The organism is Wolbachia endosymbiont (group A) of Nomada flava (assembly GCF_964027055.1).
GTDB lineage: Bacteria > Pseudomonadota > Alphaproteobacteria > Rickettsiales > Anaplasmataceae > Wolbachia > Wolbachia pipientis.
Genome location: NZ_OZ034725.1, coordinates 656,553 through 672,722, shown reverse-complemented (window position 1 = coordinate 672,722; position 16,170 = coordinate 656,553). Strand labels below are relative to the sequence as shown.

Sequence of the window (16,170 nt, the reverse complement as noted above, 5' to 3'; positions counted from 1 at the left end):
GTTAGAATCAAATAGCAACACTAAAATTATCAAGGACAAGAAAAATTTTATGAAAAATATTTTTTATATTTAAATATCATCTATTTTGCGCTTAACTGATGCGTAGAATTAGTGAGAAAATCAAATAGGCCATAGCGAGAATAGCGGAAGAGTTAGATGTAGGCTTTAATATATTAGACTAATGGATAAAGAAGTATAATAAGTTGAAAAGAGCTCTAAGGGAGTTACAGTACTTAGAACCTGTACATGATCTCAAGAAAGGAATAAACTAAGAGATAATGTATATAAGTTAGGATATATGAGGAGTTTATACCCAAGTGATATAAGTCGGGAAAGATTTGAGATTATGTTACCAGATCTAGAGTCCTGTAGAAAAAAAACAAAACCAAGAAAACTTGATTTGTATGATGTATTTTGTGGAGTGTTATACGTTCTGAAAAGTGGTTGTCAGTGGAGAATGCTACCAAAAGAGTTTCCAAAATGGCGCAATTGTTACGACTATTTTAAGAAGTGGAGTGAAAAACCAGATGCAGATAAAGAAAGTGTTCTGGAGCTGGTGTTAAAAAAAAATAGTTGGCGTGGTCCGACAAAACAATGGTCGGAAAGAAAAAACCAGCTTCTGCATAATTGATGCACAGAGTGTAAAAAATGCAGATACTGCTGAAGAAAAAGGCTATGATGCAGGCAAAAAGATTTCAGGAATAAAACGCCATATTGAAGTAGATACGCAAGCATGCAATTTATATAACAACAGCAGAGATAACTGACCGTAGCAGTGCTGTGAGAATGGTCGAAAATGCAAAAGAAAACCTCTCGGGAGTTAAAAATGTACTGGTTGATGCAGGCTATACTGGAGAGAATTTTGCAACTCAAATAAAAACGATTATTGGTGCAACCGTTGAAGTGATAAAAAGAAATGAATTACATTCCTTTGTTGTATTGCCCAAAAGATGGGTTGTGGAGCGATCTTTTGCTTGGTTAGAAAAATGTAGAAGATTGTGGAAAAATTGTGAGCGAAAACTCAATACTAGCCTACAAATGGTCGTTCTGGCTTTCACTGCCTTACTTCTGAAAAGATTATGAACAGGCTCTTAGGCTTTTTCCTTAGGTTTTGAAATTTCAGCTTTAGGAAGACCGGTAGACTCAGCTATTAATTCAACAGATACACCTGCTTTAAGTAGGTTTTTTGCAACTTCAATTTCTCTTTCTTTTCTACCTTGCTCTTCCCCAATTTGGATGCCTTCCTCCCTGCCTTTTTCATGGCCGATTTGGATAGCTTCTCTATTTATGACTGATCAGACTATAGCATTCTGTCTAGCAACCAATCTGGTGCTTCTCTGCCTTTTTCCCACTTGGCAAACTTCATCTTTTCTTTTAAGTAATACTCTCTATAGGCTTCTATTGGATTACTACATTTATATCGATCAGGTAACGCTTGTGTAAAAGCTTGTATATCAGCTGATTGAAAAATTAGCAAATCCTTATTATTATCACACCAATCTATAACTTCTTCAGATTTATGCGTTCTTTTATATCGCCAGGTGTACTCTTTACATAATTCTTTTCCATATCCTATCAACCAATTAAAGTTTCCTTTTGAGTGTCTAGCCCATAGAGAACAAGGGTGGTTTTTGTGAGTAAGTTTATATGGAACTTCTATATTTTGGTTTGTGATACTGACAAAAGGATTTGGCGCTTTTAATGCGATTGAAAAAACACTACTAAGTAATTGAGCAGTTTCTAATGGCATTTTCACTATGTGCTTATCGCATAACATTCGTGCTGCAATTACTGGGTTTTCATCTAGTACAAAGATGTTCATCTAGGTGTCAAAAGATAAAATCAGATTAAGTCTTTGACTTCGTTAACTGTAAGACCAGTAGTTTGAGCTATAATATCAATAGAAACACCTGCTTTTAGTAGATTCTTTGCGACCTCAATTTTCTCTGCTTTTCTGCCTTTTTCATGTCCGATAAGGATGCCTTCTTCTCTACCTTTTTCAGTAGCATCATCGAGTTTTTGAGCAAGGACAGCCTGTTCATCACGAATACGCTTGATTTCTTGTTCATAGGCAATGAATTCTTTTTCTGACCAGTTAAATCTATTTAATTCTTCATACGCTCTTTTAATTATTAGATCACTTCCTATTATTCTCTCTAGCTCTTCTTCACTAGTTTCATCTGCATATCTAAAGAAGTAGACCCATTTTTCAACTATACTTGAAAGCTGATCTTCTTTGGTTTTTGGAAATTTAGGCAACTCAATAAATATAAAATAAAAATCTTTAAGATCGTGTTCATTAGTGTCTTCATCGCGAATAGTGTGCTTTGATTTATACTCAGACTTATCAGGAAATAAAATACAATCTGCTATAGCAATAAAGATAATTTCCTTAAGGTCATGATATTGATCGCCTTTGTCAGCCTGTCTTGAATAGGCTTTAGCAGCATAGTATTGAGCACGTTTTTCAAAGCCCTTAGTTTTAGCGACCTGCATTTCGACTATGACTTGCAGCCCATTTTCATCCCTACAAAGAACATCAACAATGCTTTGTTTTTTAGAAGCAATATCAGGGTCTTGAATAGTACTTAAAAACTCTATATCCTGTATTGCACTTTTGCCAGTGAAGCCAAGAATATCATTAAGAAAGTGAATAAGGATATCTTTATTTTTTTCAGTGCCAAAGATGCGCTTGAACGATAGGAGAGTAGACCAGGAGAACTTCCCTCCTGGCCCCTTCCAGAACCCTACGTGAAACTCGCGCTTCATAAGGCTCCCACTAGTCATTGCCCTAACCCTATACTCAATTTCCAGTGCACAAACAGACTTGGTCTGCTCTTTGCAGTTCTTTCTAGTACCTTAGCTGCTTTGGTTTTGTGTCCTCTCAGCTTTTTGTACTTTGTCTGGAACCACTTTCTGAGTTTCCTATTAAACATTCTTATTATGCTATCTAGTGCAGTTATATGATGCTTCCCGTAATAGTTAAACCATCCTCTCAGGATTGGATTACATATTCGTGATATATCTTCTATTTCCAAGTTTGTTCTTCTAGCAAATTTCCAGCTTCTAATTTCTTTCTTCATCTTGTTCAGACTTTCTTTACTTACAGTTGGAGTAAAGCTTACAAACAGACTACTATCTTTTCTATTTCGTACAAGTCTTTTTCGAAATTCATATCCAAGAAATGTAAATGATACATTCTCATGATTATCCCTTCGTTTTCCATCTTGACAATAGATAATTTTGGTCTTCGTATGTTTTATTTCCAATTTGCAAATCTTCAGTCTCTGTTCAAGTTGACCAAGAATTAGTTGTGCTTGACTCTTGCTTACACAATGTATAACACCATCATCAGCATATCTTGCCCACTTTACACTTGGATATTCTCTTCTCATCCACATATCAAAGCTGTAGTGCATAAATAGGTTGCTTAAGATAGGACTTACTACACCCCCTTGCGGCACCCCACTGAGACGCTTTATTTTTGTCCCATCTTTTTGCTGTATCTCTGCACTTAGCCATCTTTGTATATATAAGAGAACCCACTTATTTGTGGTATGCTTTCTGACTGCTTTCATCAGTAGATTGTGGTCTATGTTGTCAAACATTCCCTTGATGTCGAACTCTATTAACCAATCTTGGTCGAAGCATCGCCTTCTCGTTTTTCCTATGGCATCTAATGCTGACTTATTTGGCCTATAACCATATGAATCCTCATCAAATACCTTCTCAAGTTCTGGTTCTAAAACACTTCTCACCACTTCCTGTGCTATACGATCGGCAACAGTTGGTATCCCAAGTGTCCTTGTTCCTCCTTCTGTCTTAATTATATCACAAGCCTTGACTGCTGGTGGAAAATAACTACCAGAAGATAGCCTATTCCATAGCTTGTAAAGGTTCTTGCTTAAGTCTTGATCAAACTTTTCAATTGTTAGATCATCAATACCTGCTCCTCCTCTGTTTTCTTTAACTCTTTTATAAGCCGAAAACACTAGAGATTTCGGTATATCAAAAGGCTTTGTTCGTTCAATCATTTTCATCCTCCTTCAAGTTGAATGATTTACTAAAGTCGACTAGCTCAACCCCTTCGCTCCATAGTCATTACAACCACTTCTTCACTACTACGAGTTGATCCGCCCCAGTGATTTGCATTGCTACTCTAAAGCTTGAGGATTAGCCTCTTGCTTATCTCGCTTTTCATCAAATCGACTGGTTCCTGCAGTTCCTTATTAAAGCCCAGATCAGACTCGCGCCACCTTTATGCCGAACACCACCTACACAGTAATCAGGTTTCTTGTAAGCTCATTAAGAGGAGAACGACTCACTCCTCCTTTCGATGTTCACTTCCCTTTTCGACACGTTCATCAGTGGTTCACTTACGTTCGCCTTTCTGATCCACACCTTCCAGCTCTTACGCTGATTTTTCCTTAACGCTTATGACCCTATCTCTTAAATAGAGCCACTTAAGGTGGTTTGAAACCTGCTCCTGAAAACCGATTTCGAAGGACCTTCCTTCATCTTCAATAAAGCTTCTCACAAACATTACTTTGTTTGTTACTGCAGCACACTATCATTTTTTGGATCGAGAAACTTCGAAAGAGCCATGACGGGTTAACCTAGAAAACATTAATAATTATACACAATTTTGAAGAAATGTTCAACAATTTTGATTTATGTTAACCTGTATAATATTTATTTCTGTATGGCAAAGCATACTACTACTATCTCTCTAAGATACCAAATAGCACAAAAAGTAAGAAACTGGAGGTTAAAGCGAGGATATACTCAAAGAGATTTAGCGGGAAAAATCGGAGTAACGTATCAAATAGTACTACAATATGAAAAAGGAACACGAAAAATTTCAATTGGGAAGTTATACGCTATGGCAGAGGTATTATCAATTAATATTAAGGATCTTATTCCTGTATCAAATGAAAAAATCTGTTTTGAAGATGAGGGAGAGGAAATATTAGATTTAGTAAGGAAATATAAAAAGATTAATGATCAAGAGTTACGTAGGATGTTTTGTTTATTAACCAAATTTGTTCAAGTTAGTGAGAAAAGTAGTAGAAAATCGGAAAAAATAAAAATTGCAAATGGTCTGGTTAAAGCAGGAATTTCTGTTGATATTGTTTCACAAGCAATTGGCCTCTCTGCTGATGAATGTATTGAAGAAAAAACAGGTTCTATCTACTACAAAATAGGAAAGAAGATAAAAGAATGGAGGCTAGTGAGAGAGTATACTCAAAAAGATTTAGCAGAGAAAATGAATACAACACGTCATGAAATAAGCAACTATGAACAAGGAAGGACTGCTGTTCCACTTGATAAATTATATGAAATGGCAGAAGCGTTATCGATTAATATTACAGATCTACTAATAGAGAAAGATGAAGGTAGTACAGTGGAAAATGAGCTGCTTGATTTGATTAAAGAATACAAAGAAATTGAGAGCCAAGAACTACGTAATGCACTAATAAAATCTCTGTTTGAGGGAATACGTATTTGTGAGGAGAAAGTGAGAGAGATAGAAAGGATTAAAGTTGCAAAGGATCTAGTAAAAGGGGGAATTTCTATTGATATTATTTTGCAAGCGGTAGGTTTATCTATTGATATGGTTTTAGATGGATAGCTCGTAAAAAAATTATAGCAATAAAGTTTTTTCTTAAATGGAGGTATATATGTTTATTTCTGCAAGTAATGTTAGTCCTATAAGCTACAAAATAGGGCAAAAAATAGAAGAGTGTAGATTAATGCAAAGGTGTACTCAAGCAGAGTTGGCAAGTAAGATCGGGCTAGCATATCAAGAAGTAAACAGCTATGAACAGGGATATATCGTTATTCCAATTGAAGTACTATATATAATAGCAAGAGTATTATCAGTTGATGCTGTAGATCTATTACCTAAACCAATAACAGTAAGAGAGCATGAAGATGAAGACGAAGAAATACTCTATCTAACAAAAATATACGAGAGTCAAAAGTTAGGCAAAATAGTACCTTCATTAGTCAGGTTTGTTCATATTAGCGAAAAAATTAATCAGGAAGAAGCAAAGTTGGAAATAGCAAAAAATCTAGTAAAAGAAGGAGTTTCAGTTGACATAATTTCCCAAGCAACCGGCTTATCTATTTACGAGTATAATGATACAGAACAAGAAATTTACACTGATTCTATATATTACAGAATAGGGCAAAGAATAAGAGAATGGAGATTGATAAGAAGATATACTCAAAAAGATTTGGCGGATAAAATTGATTTAACGCTCAAGGAAATACACGAATATGAAAAAGGATATACTGCCATCTCATTTGATAAATTATATGAAATAGCAAGAGCATTATCAGTGAATATTAAAGTTCTACTGCCTAAAACAAGAGAAAGCAAAAAGCTATTGAGTTTAATGGATGAGTACAGAGAACAAGAATCATTAGATGCATTAGTCAAATCTCTATCTGAAGATATGAAAAGCGGCAAGGAAAAAGTTAAAAAAGCAGAGAAAATCAAGATTGCAAAAGATCTAGTTAAGGCAGGTATTGCGATTGAGATTATTGTGCGAGCAAGTGGTCTAACTGTTGATGAGTTGAGTGAGTGATGAAGTAACAACTTGAATTCTGGATTAAAAACAGAGGTACTCAGAAATAATATATTAAGATATAAGCAAAAGTAATTGTTTATTTAATAAATCTATTTACCATCTCTGAAAATTTGCTTAGATTTCGCTTGTTCAACAGATACCTCTTCTAGTTTTTCTGGCTCATCTTCGGATCTTACTGCTAATTTGCGTTGTTTGATAACTTTCTTTAACGTCTTCACAGCTATAAAATTAATACTGAAAACACATGCAGAAGTTACCGCTAATGCTGGCAAGGGAGCTAAACTGAATGTTGGTAAAATTGCCACGATTGTAGCAGATGTTAGTAAAAATGCTAGTCTTTTGCTCCCGATTATCTTGTTTTTCTTGGACTTTATGGGGTTTAGGCTTTTTATTTTCCCTTTTAGCTTTTTGAAGCCTTTTTTGAATATGTTACCCTTTTTCAGCTCTTTTTCTACGGGTTTTATTTTAAAGCTTTTTATTTTTTCTTTTATTCCTTTTTTATCTTTTTTTACTTTAGAGGTCTTCTCCATCAACTTTAGAGGTTGCTCATGTAGCGGTTTTGGCTTATCGTTTGAAGTTTTAGCTTCTTGGCCCTTAGTATGTTTTTCGGACGAAACTATGTTTTTTAAACCTTTCTTTGCTTTGTGGTATAATTTTTTTAGTTTGCTTGGCATTTTTATGTAAATTAAGATACGATATCGCAAAATTTATCGATTACTTTTTGATTACCTTCTATCATTGCATTTGCCTCCTGCTGAAGAGATTTGATATTTTTTGATGTAATATTATCCATGTCAGGTGATGCTATTTTTAGTTGCGATTGTATGCGTATATATTTATCAGCTATAACTTGATTAAGTTGATAGTTTACTGCATCTAAACTTGAAGAAAACATCACATTCAGTAGTGGCTTGATCCATCCTATTTTTCCAAATCTCCTTGAATTAGCTATGCTTCTATCTGTTCTACCAGTACCTAGTGATAACAGTATAATCTCATCATTTGGAAACAATTTCTTACCACTTGCATATGCACAAGCCGCAGGATTATTGGCAAACACCCCGCCATCCACTAATACTCTATCTATCTGGTCAATTTTTAGATGTTTTGGTATGAAATAAGTAGGTGCAGCCGTTGCAGCTCTGAGTGCATCTTTCAGCTTAATAGTACCTTCTTTCCAGCTTTTAAAGAAAAATGGGCAATTATTCTGAATGTCGTAACTGGTAAGCAGTACATTATTTAAAGTGTTTTGTAGAGTATCATCACCAAAATATTTGTCCAATACAAATTCAATATTTTTATATGGGTATTGTGCACAGTTAAACCAAGATAATATTGATCGCCTAAAAAATGAAGACTTGAAAATATATGGTCCATACTTTTGGTAAAGCTCAACTAAATCATTGGCTGAATATTGAGGGTTTCCTTGTTTATCTTTTTTACATAATCCTGCTACAACAATTCCACCGGTTGAGGTCCCTGCCATAAGATCAAAGATTTCTGCTACCTTTTTTCTTGATCTTTTTTCTATTTCTGCTAGTATTATGGCTGGTATTATTCCTCTTATGCCTCCGCCGTCAACGGATAAAATATATTTAGTCATTGTGAAATGAAAATTTAGATAAAGATGTTAAGATTTAATTTTCCCGCTTAAGACTTGTAATTTAAACTCATCAAGTTCCTCAGAAAGATTTTTTACCCGTTCTTCCAGACGATATACCGTAACGGTCAATCCGTTGTTCTGCTCTATAAATTTATCATGAATGTGAACCCGTAAATCCAGCTTGGCAAGCCACCAAATTGTTGCTATGGTCTGTATTACCATCGTTACTATTACTGTGATTGGAATCTTTTGATTCTGCATGTTTCTCCTAACTGTGTAATAAAAAACTTTCAACTACTTCTCGTTTCCAGTTACGAAATATTACCGATCAGACTCGTGTTTCTTTTCAGCATTATAGAGCAAGTGTATAATTTCATCGTATGGTTTATCTTTATTATGCCGCGATCTTAGTACAGCTACATCTCTTGGGTTTTTTCCATCTGTGTCTCTAATGTTAGGGTTTGCGCCTTTTTCTAACAAAAATTTAATTATCTCTAGGTTACCTTTGTATGAAGCTGCATGTAATGCTGTCCATCTTTCATATTTTTCTGTGTTTATATCAACTCCTTTTTCTATTAAAAATTTAACAATCTCCAAACATCCTGCACCAGATGCATAATGTAATGCTGTTAATTCGGGAATCTGTGTATTAATATCTAATAGATTATTTGCTGAAAATTTTACAGTCTCTAAGTTACAATTTTCAGATGCAATCCGCAGTATTGTTTTATAATTGTCTGTCGCTTTTGCTTTCGTATAGCAATAGGTAATATACTACTGTTGCTATAAACCACCAAAAGTATAGCTTATTTCTTGCTCATGTTTAACACTTTTCTTAACATTGAATATTTATTTTACTGATTTTCGTTTAACATTTACTGATAGATGCTGATAATGCAGTGCGATAACCTGAACCATCTAACAAATGTTCTGCTCTGTCAATTATCCATTCACCGTCTATATCTTGATGAAATTCTAATAAGCTAAGTTTCGCCTCTGCAAATAGTTCTGGATTACCAGGCATAGTGATATCCAACACTGCATTATTTCGCTTGAGTTGTTTAATTTTAGCATTTGCTGCACTTAGTGCTGATTCTGCATTCGAATAAAGCGTTTGTATAATATAACTTGGACTACCAGAGCCAACTGTTTCTGATATAGTTGCACCTTTTTCATAGCTATGCCATTTTGCAATCACTGAGTTGTACCTGCTTACGGTAAAATGCACTTTCCAATTTATCGTGTCTTGAGGTCTAATAGCTGTTGTTCCTAAAGCTTTTCCAGTTGCCGATTTTGCTTTGCCTTTTGGAATAAAAAGTATATATCCGCCAGCTAGCTTTGCCATTGCTTCACGCTCTGTTGCGATCTTTGTTAACAGACTTATATCACTTTCTTCTATTTGGTTAATATGTGGAATCAACACACTTGCAAATTCTTCTGCAACTCTGCATCCATATCCGTGCTTTTCTGCTATTTCCTTAACCAAGTTACCCAGAGTAATTTGATGCCATTCTTTTGATACTTTCTCCTTTAATGATAGTCTTAAATTTGTTGCATGAGCCTTTATTAGTAAGGTTTTAGGTGGACTCTGCACCGTAATTTCATTAACTGTATATATACCCATAGGTACTACTCCAGTTTCTCTGTAACCCAGAGCGATATTTAATTCATTCGGAACATTTAAGTTTTCATCTCTGTAATCAACATGTACTTCAACTATATCATCTATAGTTCCAGATTCATCGGTAAGGCGTAACGATATAACTCTATCTCTAATTGATTCACATTTATCTATTACAAAATCTGGCTGCATTTATTCCCACACCTTTAATTTTGACTTTTGTACTGTTTTCTGAATAGCAGAAAGCTTTATCTTTAATCCTGCTGGCAAAAAGCTTCCATATTCTGCCAAACCTAAGTTCTCTGCTAGTGCTAATTCCACTACTCCATCCGTAAATCCGTAATGTTTCCAGCAAATCAGATCTAGCATTTCTCCTTCTTTGGTTAAGTAATATATAGTCATCTATAGCTCTTCAAACTCAAACTAAACTCAACTTTTCTTGGTAGTCCATTAGGTAAAAAATACATCTGCTTTTCTTCTAACCTAGTAATTACAAATTGTCCTTGTATCTTGTCAAAAGCATCTAATGTTTTAAGCTTATGCATTAGATGGAGAAGGGAAGAACTTTGTAAATTGCCCTAGATACAAAATCTGTGTTTTAGAAAAGAGCTCCCTTCTCAAAAGTAGAGGCTGGACGGTATCGTAGAAAGACCTAAATGGTTCTAATTCTGTATTCACAAGGTTAGCCTTACTTTTCATTTTAAATGGTAACGTATGAGGTTATATATGATCAACAACTTTTTAGGTATAGACATATCAAAAGATCGCTTTGATATTTTTCTCTCATTTATAAGTAAAAAAGGAAAACGTGAAACTAGGAAAAGGAGCTTTAAGAACGATGATCATGGGTTTCAAGGTCTGCTGAGCTTTCTACAAAAACATAATATAGAACAAGTAAAAGCCTGCATGGAAGCTACTGGTTGTTATAGTGAAGCTCTGGCTGAATTTCTACACAATGCTGGACATTTTGTTAGTGTTGTAAATCCTTATTGTATTAAGTCTTATGCAAGGAGTAAGCTTGTACGACAAAAGAATGACCAGATTGATGCAGAGATTATTGCAGATTATTGCCAAAGACAGGAACCAACTCGCTGGACACCACCTTCTTCTGAAAAGAAAAAATTAAAGCATCTTTATCGTTGCTCAGCTGCATTAAAAGATGGATTAACATTCGTAAATAATCATTTAGAAAAGAAGGAGAGACTGCCTGAAGAAGTTGCAAATGCTTGGGAAAACCTTGCAGTGAACATAGAACAATCAATAGAAACAATAAAAAACTCCATACGTGAACTATTAAAACAGCACAAAGAGTTGTTGGAAAACTTTCAACTCTTATTGACTATTCCAGGAATAGGAGAGGAATCAGCAATAGCTATTTTAGCTGAAATTCCTGACATAAAAGCTTTTATAAATGCCAGACAATTGGCAGCATATGCTGGAACTATACCACGAAATATAACATCAGGATCATCTGTATATGCCAAGCCCAGATTAAGTAAATCAGGTTCACGAACATTGCGTAAGGCAATATATTTTCCCGCTATAGTAGCTAAAAATCACAACCCTATTATTGTGATTTATTGCGAGAGGTTAAAAGAGAAAGGCAAGCATAATATGGCAATTGTGGGAGCTGCAATGCGTAAGTTACTTCATGTAGTTTTTGGTGTTTTAAGTTCAAAAAAGGCCTTTGATCCAGATCATATCAAGAACTATAGAACTAGGAGGTTGACTGAAGTTTAAAATCAAAAATTGAATGTAGTTGGTTAGTGAATATGTGTACCACTATAACTCTTTAAACTTAAACTAAATTCAACTTTTTTCGGCAGCCCACCAGGAAAAAAAGATATCTGTCTTTCCTCTAATTGTGTAATCACAAACTGTCCTAAAAAATTACCTAAACTATCTACTAAAGTGTGTGGGATCTGATCTTTTTCAGCTTCTTTCATATTCTTTAGTTGATTTAGCCCCTTAAGACTATTAAGGTAAATGGTTATTTCTAGCTCTATATTTTCTACTCCTTGTCCTATGTTTTGAAGTGACGGCATTACATCAATACATTCAATTACGCTCCAGCGATTCTTTTTGTTATACTTTAAACTTGTTGGAACAAACTTATATGGACCAAAAGATAACATTTTTATATTTTTCTCGTTGACTTACAAGACGGTATCTAAAATATTACCTAAACTATCTACTAAAACATGTGGTTTTTCAGCTTCTTTCATATTCTTTAGTTGATTTAGCCCGTTGAGATTATGCAGATGAATCGTTCCTTCTAAATCTATATTTTCTATATCTTGGCCGATATTTTGTAATAGTGGCGTATTTTCAATACACTCAATCGTGCTCCAACGATTTTCTCTGTTATACTTTAAACTTGTAGGAGCAAATTTATACGGACCAAGAGATAACATCAATAAAATGTCTCTACCGTATCAAATAAAACATCACGTGACTTTTCTCTTATCCTTTTTATTACTTCATCTGCAAGGCTACGGATATCTTGATTTGGCTCTGCTTTAATGCTGATAGTGTAATTATTAGTGATGTTCTGAGTTTTATTTTGTTCTTTATTTTCAAATTTACTCCTTGCAAAGTCAGCAAGTATCTTATCGTTTTCTGTGGACTTTTTCTCCTCAATAAGGCTTTTGCTTCTAAAGCTATTCTGATTTCTATTGGAAAATTCTTTAATTATACTGTTACCTAGCAAAGGATTTCCACTATTGAGAATATTACTCTTTAGGGGAGTATGTACTGCTTTTATTTCAGTAACAATACTTTTTCTTTTTTCAAATTCTTTCAGTGGACTATTTTCAGCAAATATGCTACTAACTGTATCTCCTATCCATGAAAAAGCTTTCCCTATAGGTTTAATGAGTGATTTCCAAAAGCTAGAGAAAAAGTCTTTTACCTTTTGCCAGTTAGTGATAACAAGAGCTGCACCAGTGATAAGACTTGCTATTAAAAGTCCAACTGGGTTACTCATTACAGCGAGCGTTACTGCTCTTAGTCCTGTTATTACTGCAGGAAAAACTGTAGCTGATAAAAATGAAAATGTTGCAATTATTTTTGTCCTTAAACCGAGAACTGTACTTGCTAAAAAAGTAAATCCATAACCTAAGCCCACTACTAAGATTTTCAAACTTATTAAAGCTGCTATAGTTCCCATGATTGCTGTAGTTAAGGTTGGATATTTTTCTGCAAATAAAGCTATGCTCCTAGTTTTTTCTTGTAAAAATTCGGCTATAGATTTTAAAGTAGGCAGCATTACTGAACCCAGATTCATACCAACTTCAGCTATTGAATTTCGAAGAAGTCGTAATTTATTGGCTGTAGTGTCTGCACGATTTTTAAATTCTTTTTGCAGAGAGCTTCCATACTTTTCTGTATTAGCCAATAACTTTATTGCATCTTCGTATTTATTAAAACTTCCAGCTAATAATGCAATATCATCTTGATATTCCTGACCGAAAAGTTTCATAAGGACTGTAGAACGTTCCTGGTTATCCATTTTCTTTAGAGTTTGAAAAAAGTAGAGTAACGCTTCTTCGCCGTTTTCGCTTATTCTTTGTACTATTTCTTCTGCAGTTATTCCCATTTGCTCTAATGCTGCTTTAAAATCCCCTCCTTGTTCTTCAGCAGTCTGAAGTTTACTAAGTAGAGCATTTATAGCAGTTGCAGCTTTTTCAGGTGTTTTACCTAAGCTAATGAAAGCATTTGCTAAACTACTTGTTTTCTCGATATCCAAACCAAACTGCTTTGCAGTACCACCAACTATTGCTAGAGCTTCAACCATATCTCTTGCTTTAGCAGCAGTGTTATCTGATAAGTGGTTGATCACATTACCAACATGTTCCATTCTACTAACATCAATTCCATAAACGTTAGAGAGTTTAGCTATAGAATCACCTGCTTGCTCTGCAGACATATCAAATGCTGTAGACATTTTTGCCACTGTTTCTGTAAACATAAAAAGATCTTCTTTCTTGATACCAAGTTGACCACCGCTTGCAGCTATTTGTGCCAGTTCTGCCGCTGATAATGGTATAGTATGTGACATCTCTTTCAACTTCTTGGCAAATTTAGTTGCTTCATCCGTTCCTTTTTTAAAATCTACCACTTTTGTAACATCAGCCATAGCACTTTCAAAGTCAATCGCAACTTTAACTGGAGCTGCAAGCGTTAGCCCTAGTCCAATAGTCTCTATAATTTGTAACTTAAAATGTGCTTTACTTGCTAAAACATTTTGGTGACTACGTATTGCAGATCCAAGCTTACCATACTTACCTTTTAGTACTTCAATAGAAGAACCAAGTTTATATTGATCACTTACTAATGACTTAATATTTCTTCCACTTTTCCTTACTTCTTCATTGAATGAATGCAAGGCATCTCTCTTTCTTAAGTATGCCTCTTTTGCTTTTGTTGCAGAAAACTTAGCTTTATCAAACTCAGCTTTTAAAGTTTTGCTCGGTTTCTCTATCGCTTTCATTTGTTTAGCTAAAGATTTTACTTGATCTTCAAAGCCCTTCCATGATCTCCTGCTAGTCAAAACATCACTACCCAACTGCTTAAACTTTGATACTGATTTTAAAGATGAATCAAGCTTTCTTATATTCTCACCAAGACGAGTAAGTTGACTACTACTTCCCTTTATTACAGTACTGAAACTGCCATCCAAGATTGCTCCGATTTTTATAGATAACGTTGACATTTCGCTGCTTCATTCCATAGGATAAATTCATTAATTTCCATTTCAAGTAAAGGCTCAATTCCACTACCAATAATAGAACTAAGCGTGATTACTTCTGACCTCAAGTCTTTTGGATAATTGGTGAAAAAAAATCTTTTAATACTTCTTGCACTTTCACATAGTCTGCAATATCTAACTCTTCAATCGCTTCTTTTGCAACTAATGTCAGATTGGCAGTCAAAGTTACTTCCTTACTCAGATCACTACCATTAAGTCTCTCAATAGCTAGATAATCTCTAACTTTTGGACGTCTAATGGTAAGTTCTGAGACAGAAATACCATCAACTGTTATTGGGTTATTAAGTGTTATAGCTTGCATATTTCTCCTTAAAAAGTTAATTAAATAAAAGTCTGCTTGGCTTTTACATAACTAATTTTTTTATTATGATTGTGGTTCTATTACGCTTGTGCTTTATTGAAGTCCATTTTTCTAAATTTTTTCAATAAAAAAGTTAAAATATATTTAATGTCTACGCAGTATCTTTCTAGCCTTCTCGTAAATTGTATCTCTATGTCCTATTGTAACTATGGTTACTTCATATTTTGCAGTGTTGACATGATATATAGTACGGTAATCACCAACCCTTAGTCTTCTGCATCCCTTAAGACTATGGTGTAGCACTTCACCAAGATTAATAGGATCAACTGTAAGCCGCTCTTTTATTGCACTTATAACCCTTGATCTTACTGTTTTCGGAAGACTTGGGAGATCTCTTTCGAGAGCACTGTCTAGGAAGATAATAGTGTATCCCAATCTACGTCCTCACTTTTAGTCTTTTTTGCACCTTCAATATCATACTCATCAGCAACTGCAGATAATAAAATGTCCTCCTCTTCAAGCTCAATTGCTTCCCTGATTAACCTTTCTGCCAGTTCTTGAGCAGGCTGCTTAGTGAGCTTGGCCAGTTCAGCAAGATGCTGTGAAGTTTCTTTGCTAAGAGCTACATTAGTTCCAAGATTTGCCATATACTTTACTAAAATCCACCACTATGATTATTTTATAATGTTTTTCTAAACTTTTCAATAAAAAAAGCGTTCAAAATATATGCTTTATATTTTAGCATTTTTGTTTAATTTTATCAACCATATCAAATCCCTAAAACCGTTTGTAGAAAGGCCATCTGATCAACACCATTTATCTTTCTAATCATATTTTCAGCATCGATTTCTATTAATTCATTACCACCGATAGTAAGTTTATAGTAATGGGCAGCTACAGTGCATTTGAGAGTTGCTTTTTCAGCAGGTTTCCAGTTACCAAAGTCAAATTCTTTAAAAATGCCTCTTAAATTGATTATTACTGCTTCAATATCATTACTTCCACTACCTTGCATTCCACCTCTGAGCGTCAAAGATACCGAATTTCCATTTATCAACCCAAATAGCCGAAAGAGCTCTGTATCGTATTCAGAAAAAGTAAAGTCTGCTTCTAATTTCTCCATGCCCATGTCAATATTTATTGGAATATCCATACCACCAGCTCTATATTCATCTGTTTTTATGGTAAGTTTTGGCAAGGTTATTTCATCTATTTTTCCTGCATAACCCCGGCCATCAACAAATACGTTAAAATTTCTCAGTATTTTCGGTAACACTT

17 protein-coding genes and 5 pseudogenes are annotated in these 16,170 nt (G+C 34.6%); 4 read left to right on the top strand and 18 right to left on the bottom strand.

All coding sequences use genetic code 11. The annotated features are described in order from the left end of the window. Positions 1-298: 298 nt before the first annotated feature. Positions 299-1,083: pseudogene (locus AAGD70_RS03540) on the top strand (IS5 family transposase). An 8-nt stretch (positions 1,084-1,091) separates the two neighbouring features. On the opposite strand, the pseudogene AAGD70_RS03535 reads toward AAGD70_RS03540, so the two are convergent. The 4 genes and pseudogenes from AAGD70_RS03535 to ltrA all read right to left on the bottom strand — a co-directional run. Continuing rightward, positions 1,092-1,280: pseudogene (locus AAGD70_RS03535) on the bottom strand (transposase); the annotation flags it as partial. Positions 1,281-1,300: 20 nt separating this feature from the next. After that, the gene (locus AAGD70_RS03530; RefSeq protein WP_065095448.1) at positions 1,301-1,822 is read right to left on the bottom strand and encodes a pyrimidine dimer DNA glycosylase/endonuclease V; all 522 of its coding nucleotides are present in this window, start codon (positions 1,820-1,822) and stop codon (positions 1,301-1,303) included. A gap of 20 nt (positions 1,823-1,842) precedes the next feature. Beyond that, positions 1,843-2,769 (bottom strand): Rpn family recombination-promoting nuclease/putative transposase, encoded by a 927-nt coding sequence (locus AAGD70_RS03525; protein WP_245611115.1) that lies wholly within the window; start codon positions 2,767-2,769, stop codon positions 1,843-1,845. A 14-nt stretch (positions 2,770-2,783) separates the two neighbouring features. Beyond that, complete coding sequence (gene ltrA / locus AAGD70_RS03520) at positions 2,784-4,034, bottom strand: group II intron reverse transcriptase/maturase (RefSeq protein WP_218914941.1); 1,251 nt, start codon at positions 4,032-4,034, stop codon at positions 2,784-2,786. Positions 4,035-4,702: 668 nt separating this feature from the next. Between ltrA and AAGD70_RS03515 the strand changes: the two genes are divergently transcribed. Next, entirely contained in the window at positions 4,703-5,632 is a 930-nt protein-coding gene (locus AAGD70_RS03515; RefSeq protein WP_065095428.1) for a helix-turn-helix domain-containing protein, read from the top strand. 49 nt (positions 5,633-5,681) lie between these two features. Beyond that, on the top strand, positions 5,682-6,593 hold the full coding sequence (locus AAGD70_RS03510; protein ID WP_065095427.1) for a helix-turn-helix domain-containing protein: 912 nt from the start codon (positions 5,682-5,684) through the stop codon (positions 6,591-6,593). A 92-nt stretch (positions 6,594-6,685) separates the two neighbouring features. Here the strand turns inward: AAGD70_RS03510 and AAGD70_RS03505 are convergent, their stop codons facing one another. The 7 genes and pseudogenes from AAGD70_RS03505 to AAGD70_RS03475 all read right to left on the bottom strand — a co-directional run. Beyond that, complete coding sequence (locus AAGD70_RS03505; RefSeq protein WP_065095426.1) at positions 6,686-7,270, bottom strand: hypothetical protein; 585 nt, start codon at positions 7,268-7,270, stop codon at positions 6,686-6,688. An 11-nt stretch (positions 7,271-7,281) separates the two neighbouring features. Then, positions 7,282-8,199, bottom strand: coding sequence for a patatin-like phospholipase family protein (locus AAGD70_RS03500; RefSeq protein WP_065095425.1), 918 nt, complete (start codon positions 8,197-8,199; stop codon positions 7,282-7,284). Positions 8,200-8,226: 27 nt separating this feature from the next. After that, positions 8,227-8,460 (bottom strand): hypothetical protein, encoded by a 234-nt coding sequence (locus AAGD70_RS03495; protein WP_065095424.1) that lies wholly within the window; start codon positions 8,458-8,460, stop codon positions 8,227-8,229. A 60-nt stretch (positions 8,461-8,520) separates the two neighbouring features. Further along, positions 8,521-8,986: pseudogene (locus AAGD70_RS03490) on the bottom strand (ankyrin repeat domain-containing protein). An 81-nt stretch (positions 8,987-9,067) separates the two neighbouring features. Beyond that, a complete protein-coding gene (locus AAGD70_RS03485; RefSeq protein ID WP_065095423.1) occupies positions 9,068-10,012 on the bottom strand; it encodes a contractile injection system protein, VgrG/Pvc8 family in 945 nt (314 codons plus the stop codon). Beyond that, a complete protein-coding gene (locus AAGD70_RS03480) occupies positions 10,013-10,222 on the bottom strand; it encodes a tail protein X (protein WP_065095422.1) in 210 nt (69 codons plus the stop codon). Then, a pseudogene (locus tag AAGD70_RS03475) lies at positions 10,219-10,329 on the bottom strand (phage tail protein); the annotation flags it as partial. The gene AAGD70_RS03480 and the pseudogene AAGD70_RS03475, both read right to left, overlap by 4 nt. Positions 10,330-10,546: 217 nt before the next feature. Here AAGD70_RS03475 and AAGD70_RS03470 point away from each other — a divergent pair. After that, positions 10,547-11,560 carry an IS110 family transposase gene (locus AAGD70_RS03470; RefSeq protein WP_065095215.1) on the top strand — a complete coding sequence of 338 codons (1,014 nt, stop codon included), beginning with the start codon at positions 10,547-10,549 and terminating at the stop codon, positions 11,558-11,560. Between the two features lie 23 nt (positions 11,561-11,583). Here the strand turns inward: AAGD70_RS03470 and AAGD70_RS03465 are convergent, their stop codons facing one another. The 7 genes and pseudogenes from AAGD70_RS03465 to AAGD70_RS03435 all read right to left on the bottom strand — a co-directional run bounded on the left by AAGD70_RS03465 (position 11,584) and on the right by AAGD70_RS03435 (position 16,168). After that, positions 11,584-11,955, bottom strand: a complete 372-nt coding sequence (locus AAGD70_RS03465; RefSeq protein ID WP_065095214.1) for a phage tail protein — start codon at positions 11,953-11,955, stop codon at positions 11,584-11,586. A 36-nt stretch (positions 11,956-11,991) separates the two neighbouring features. Further along, positions 11,992-12,234, bottom strand: a pseudogene (locus tag AAGD70_RS03460) (phage tail protein); the annotation flags it as partial. Continuing rightward, complete coding sequence (locus AAGD70_RS03455) at positions 12,234-14,534, bottom strand: phage tail tape measure protein (RefSeq protein WP_065095402.1); 2,301 nt, start codon at positions 14,532-14,534, stop codon at positions 12,234-12,236. The gene AAGD70_RS03455 and the pseudogene AAGD70_RS03460, both read right to left, overlap by 1 nt. Positions 14,535-14,634: 100 nt before the next feature. After that, entirely contained in the window at positions 14,635-14,892 is a 258-nt protein-coding gene (locus AAGD70_RS03450; RefSeq protein WP_065095401.1) for a phage tail assembly protein, read from the bottom strand. A 144-nt stretch (positions 14,893-15,036) separates the two neighbouring features. Next, complete coding sequence (locus AAGD70_RS03445; RefSeq protein ID WP_065095400.1) at positions 15,037-15,327, bottom strand: type II toxin-antitoxin system RelE family toxin; 291 nt, start codon at positions 15,325-15,327, stop codon at positions 15,037-15,039. After that, on the bottom strand, positions 15,303-15,539 hold the full coding sequence (locus AAGD70_RS03440) for a hypothetical protein (RefSeq protein WP_065095399.1): 237 nt from the start codon (positions 15,537-15,539) through the stop codon (positions 15,303-15,305). The genes AAGD70_RS03445 and AAGD70_RS03440 overlap by 25 nt, the downstream gene beginning before the upstream one ends. A 122-nt stretch (positions 15,540-15,661) precedes the next feature. Further along, positions 15,662-16,168 carry a phage major tail tube protein gene (locus AAGD70_RS03435; RefSeq protein WP_065095398.1) on the bottom strand — a complete coding sequence of 169 codons (507 nt, stop codon included), beginning with the start codon at positions 16,166-16,168 and terminating at the stop codon, positions 15,662-15,664. Positions 16,169-16,170: the final 2 nt, after the last annotated feature.

What these genes read in the sequence shown, in the direction of transcription:
- AAGD70_RS03530 (WP_065095448.1), bottom strand. Translation starts at nt 1,822, where the DNA reads ATGAACATCTTTGTACTAGATGAAAACCCAGTAATTGCAGCACGAATG.
- AAGD70_RS03525 (WP_245611115.1), bottom strand. Translation starts at nt 2,769, where the DNA reads ATGAAGCGCGAGTTTCACGTAGGGTTCTGGAAGGGGCCAGGAGGGAAG.
- ltrA (WP_218914941.1), bottom strand. Translation starts at nt 4,034, where the DNA reads ATGATTGAACGAACAAAGCCTTTTGATATACCGAAATCTCTAGTGTTT.
- AAGD70_RS03515 (WP_065095428.1), top strand. Translation starts at nt 4,703, where the DNA reads ATGGCAAAGCATACTACTACTATCTCTCTAAGATACCAAATAGCACAA.
- AAGD70_RS03510 (WP_065095427.1), top strand. Translation starts at nt 5,682, where the DNA reads ATGTTTATTTCTGCAAGTAATGTTAGTCCTATAAGCTACAAAATAGGG.
- AAGD70_RS03505 (WP_065095426.1), bottom strand. Translation starts at nt 7,270, where the DNA reads ATGCCAAGCAAACTAAAAAAATTATACCACAAAGCAAAGAAAGGTTTA.
- AAGD70_RS03500 (WP_065095425.1), bottom strand. Translation starts at nt 8,199, where the DNA reads ATGACTAAATATATTTTATCCGTTGACGGCGGAGGCATAAGAGGAATA.
- AAGD70_RS03495 (WP_065095424.1), bottom strand. Translation starts at nt 8,460, where the DNA reads ATGCAGAATCAAAAGATTCCAATCACAGTAATAGTAACGATGGTAATA.
- AAGD70_RS03485 (WP_065095423.1), bottom strand. Translation starts at nt 10,012, where the DNA reads ATGCAGCCAGATTTTGTAATAGATAAATGTGAATCAATTAGAGATAGA.
- AAGD70_RS03480 (WP_065095422.1), bottom strand. Translation starts at nt 10,222, where the DNA reads ATGACTATATATTACTTAACCAAAGAAGGAGAAATGCTAGATCTGATT.
- AAGD70_RS03470 (WP_065095215.1), top strand. Translation starts at nt 10,547, where the DNA reads ATGATCAACAACTTTTTAGGTATAGACATATCAAAAGATCGCTTTGAT.
- AAGD70_RS03465 (WP_065095214.1), bottom strand. Translation starts at nt 11,955, where the DNA reads ATGTTATCTTTTGGTCCATATAAGTTTGTTCCAACAAGTTTAAAGTAT.
- AAGD70_RS03455 (WP_065095402.1), bottom strand. Translation starts at nt 14,534, where the DNA reads ATGTCAACGTTATCTATAAAAATCGGAGCAATCTTGGATGGCAGTTTC.
- AAGD70_RS03450 (WP_065095401.1), bottom strand. Translation starts at nt 14,892, where the DNA reads ATGCAAGCTATAACACTTAATAACCCAATAACAGTTGATGGTATTTCT.
- AAGD70_RS03440 (WP_065095399.1), bottom strand. Translation starts at nt 15,539, where the DNA reads ATGGCAAATCTTGGAACTAATGTAGCTCTTAGCAAAGAAACTTCACAG.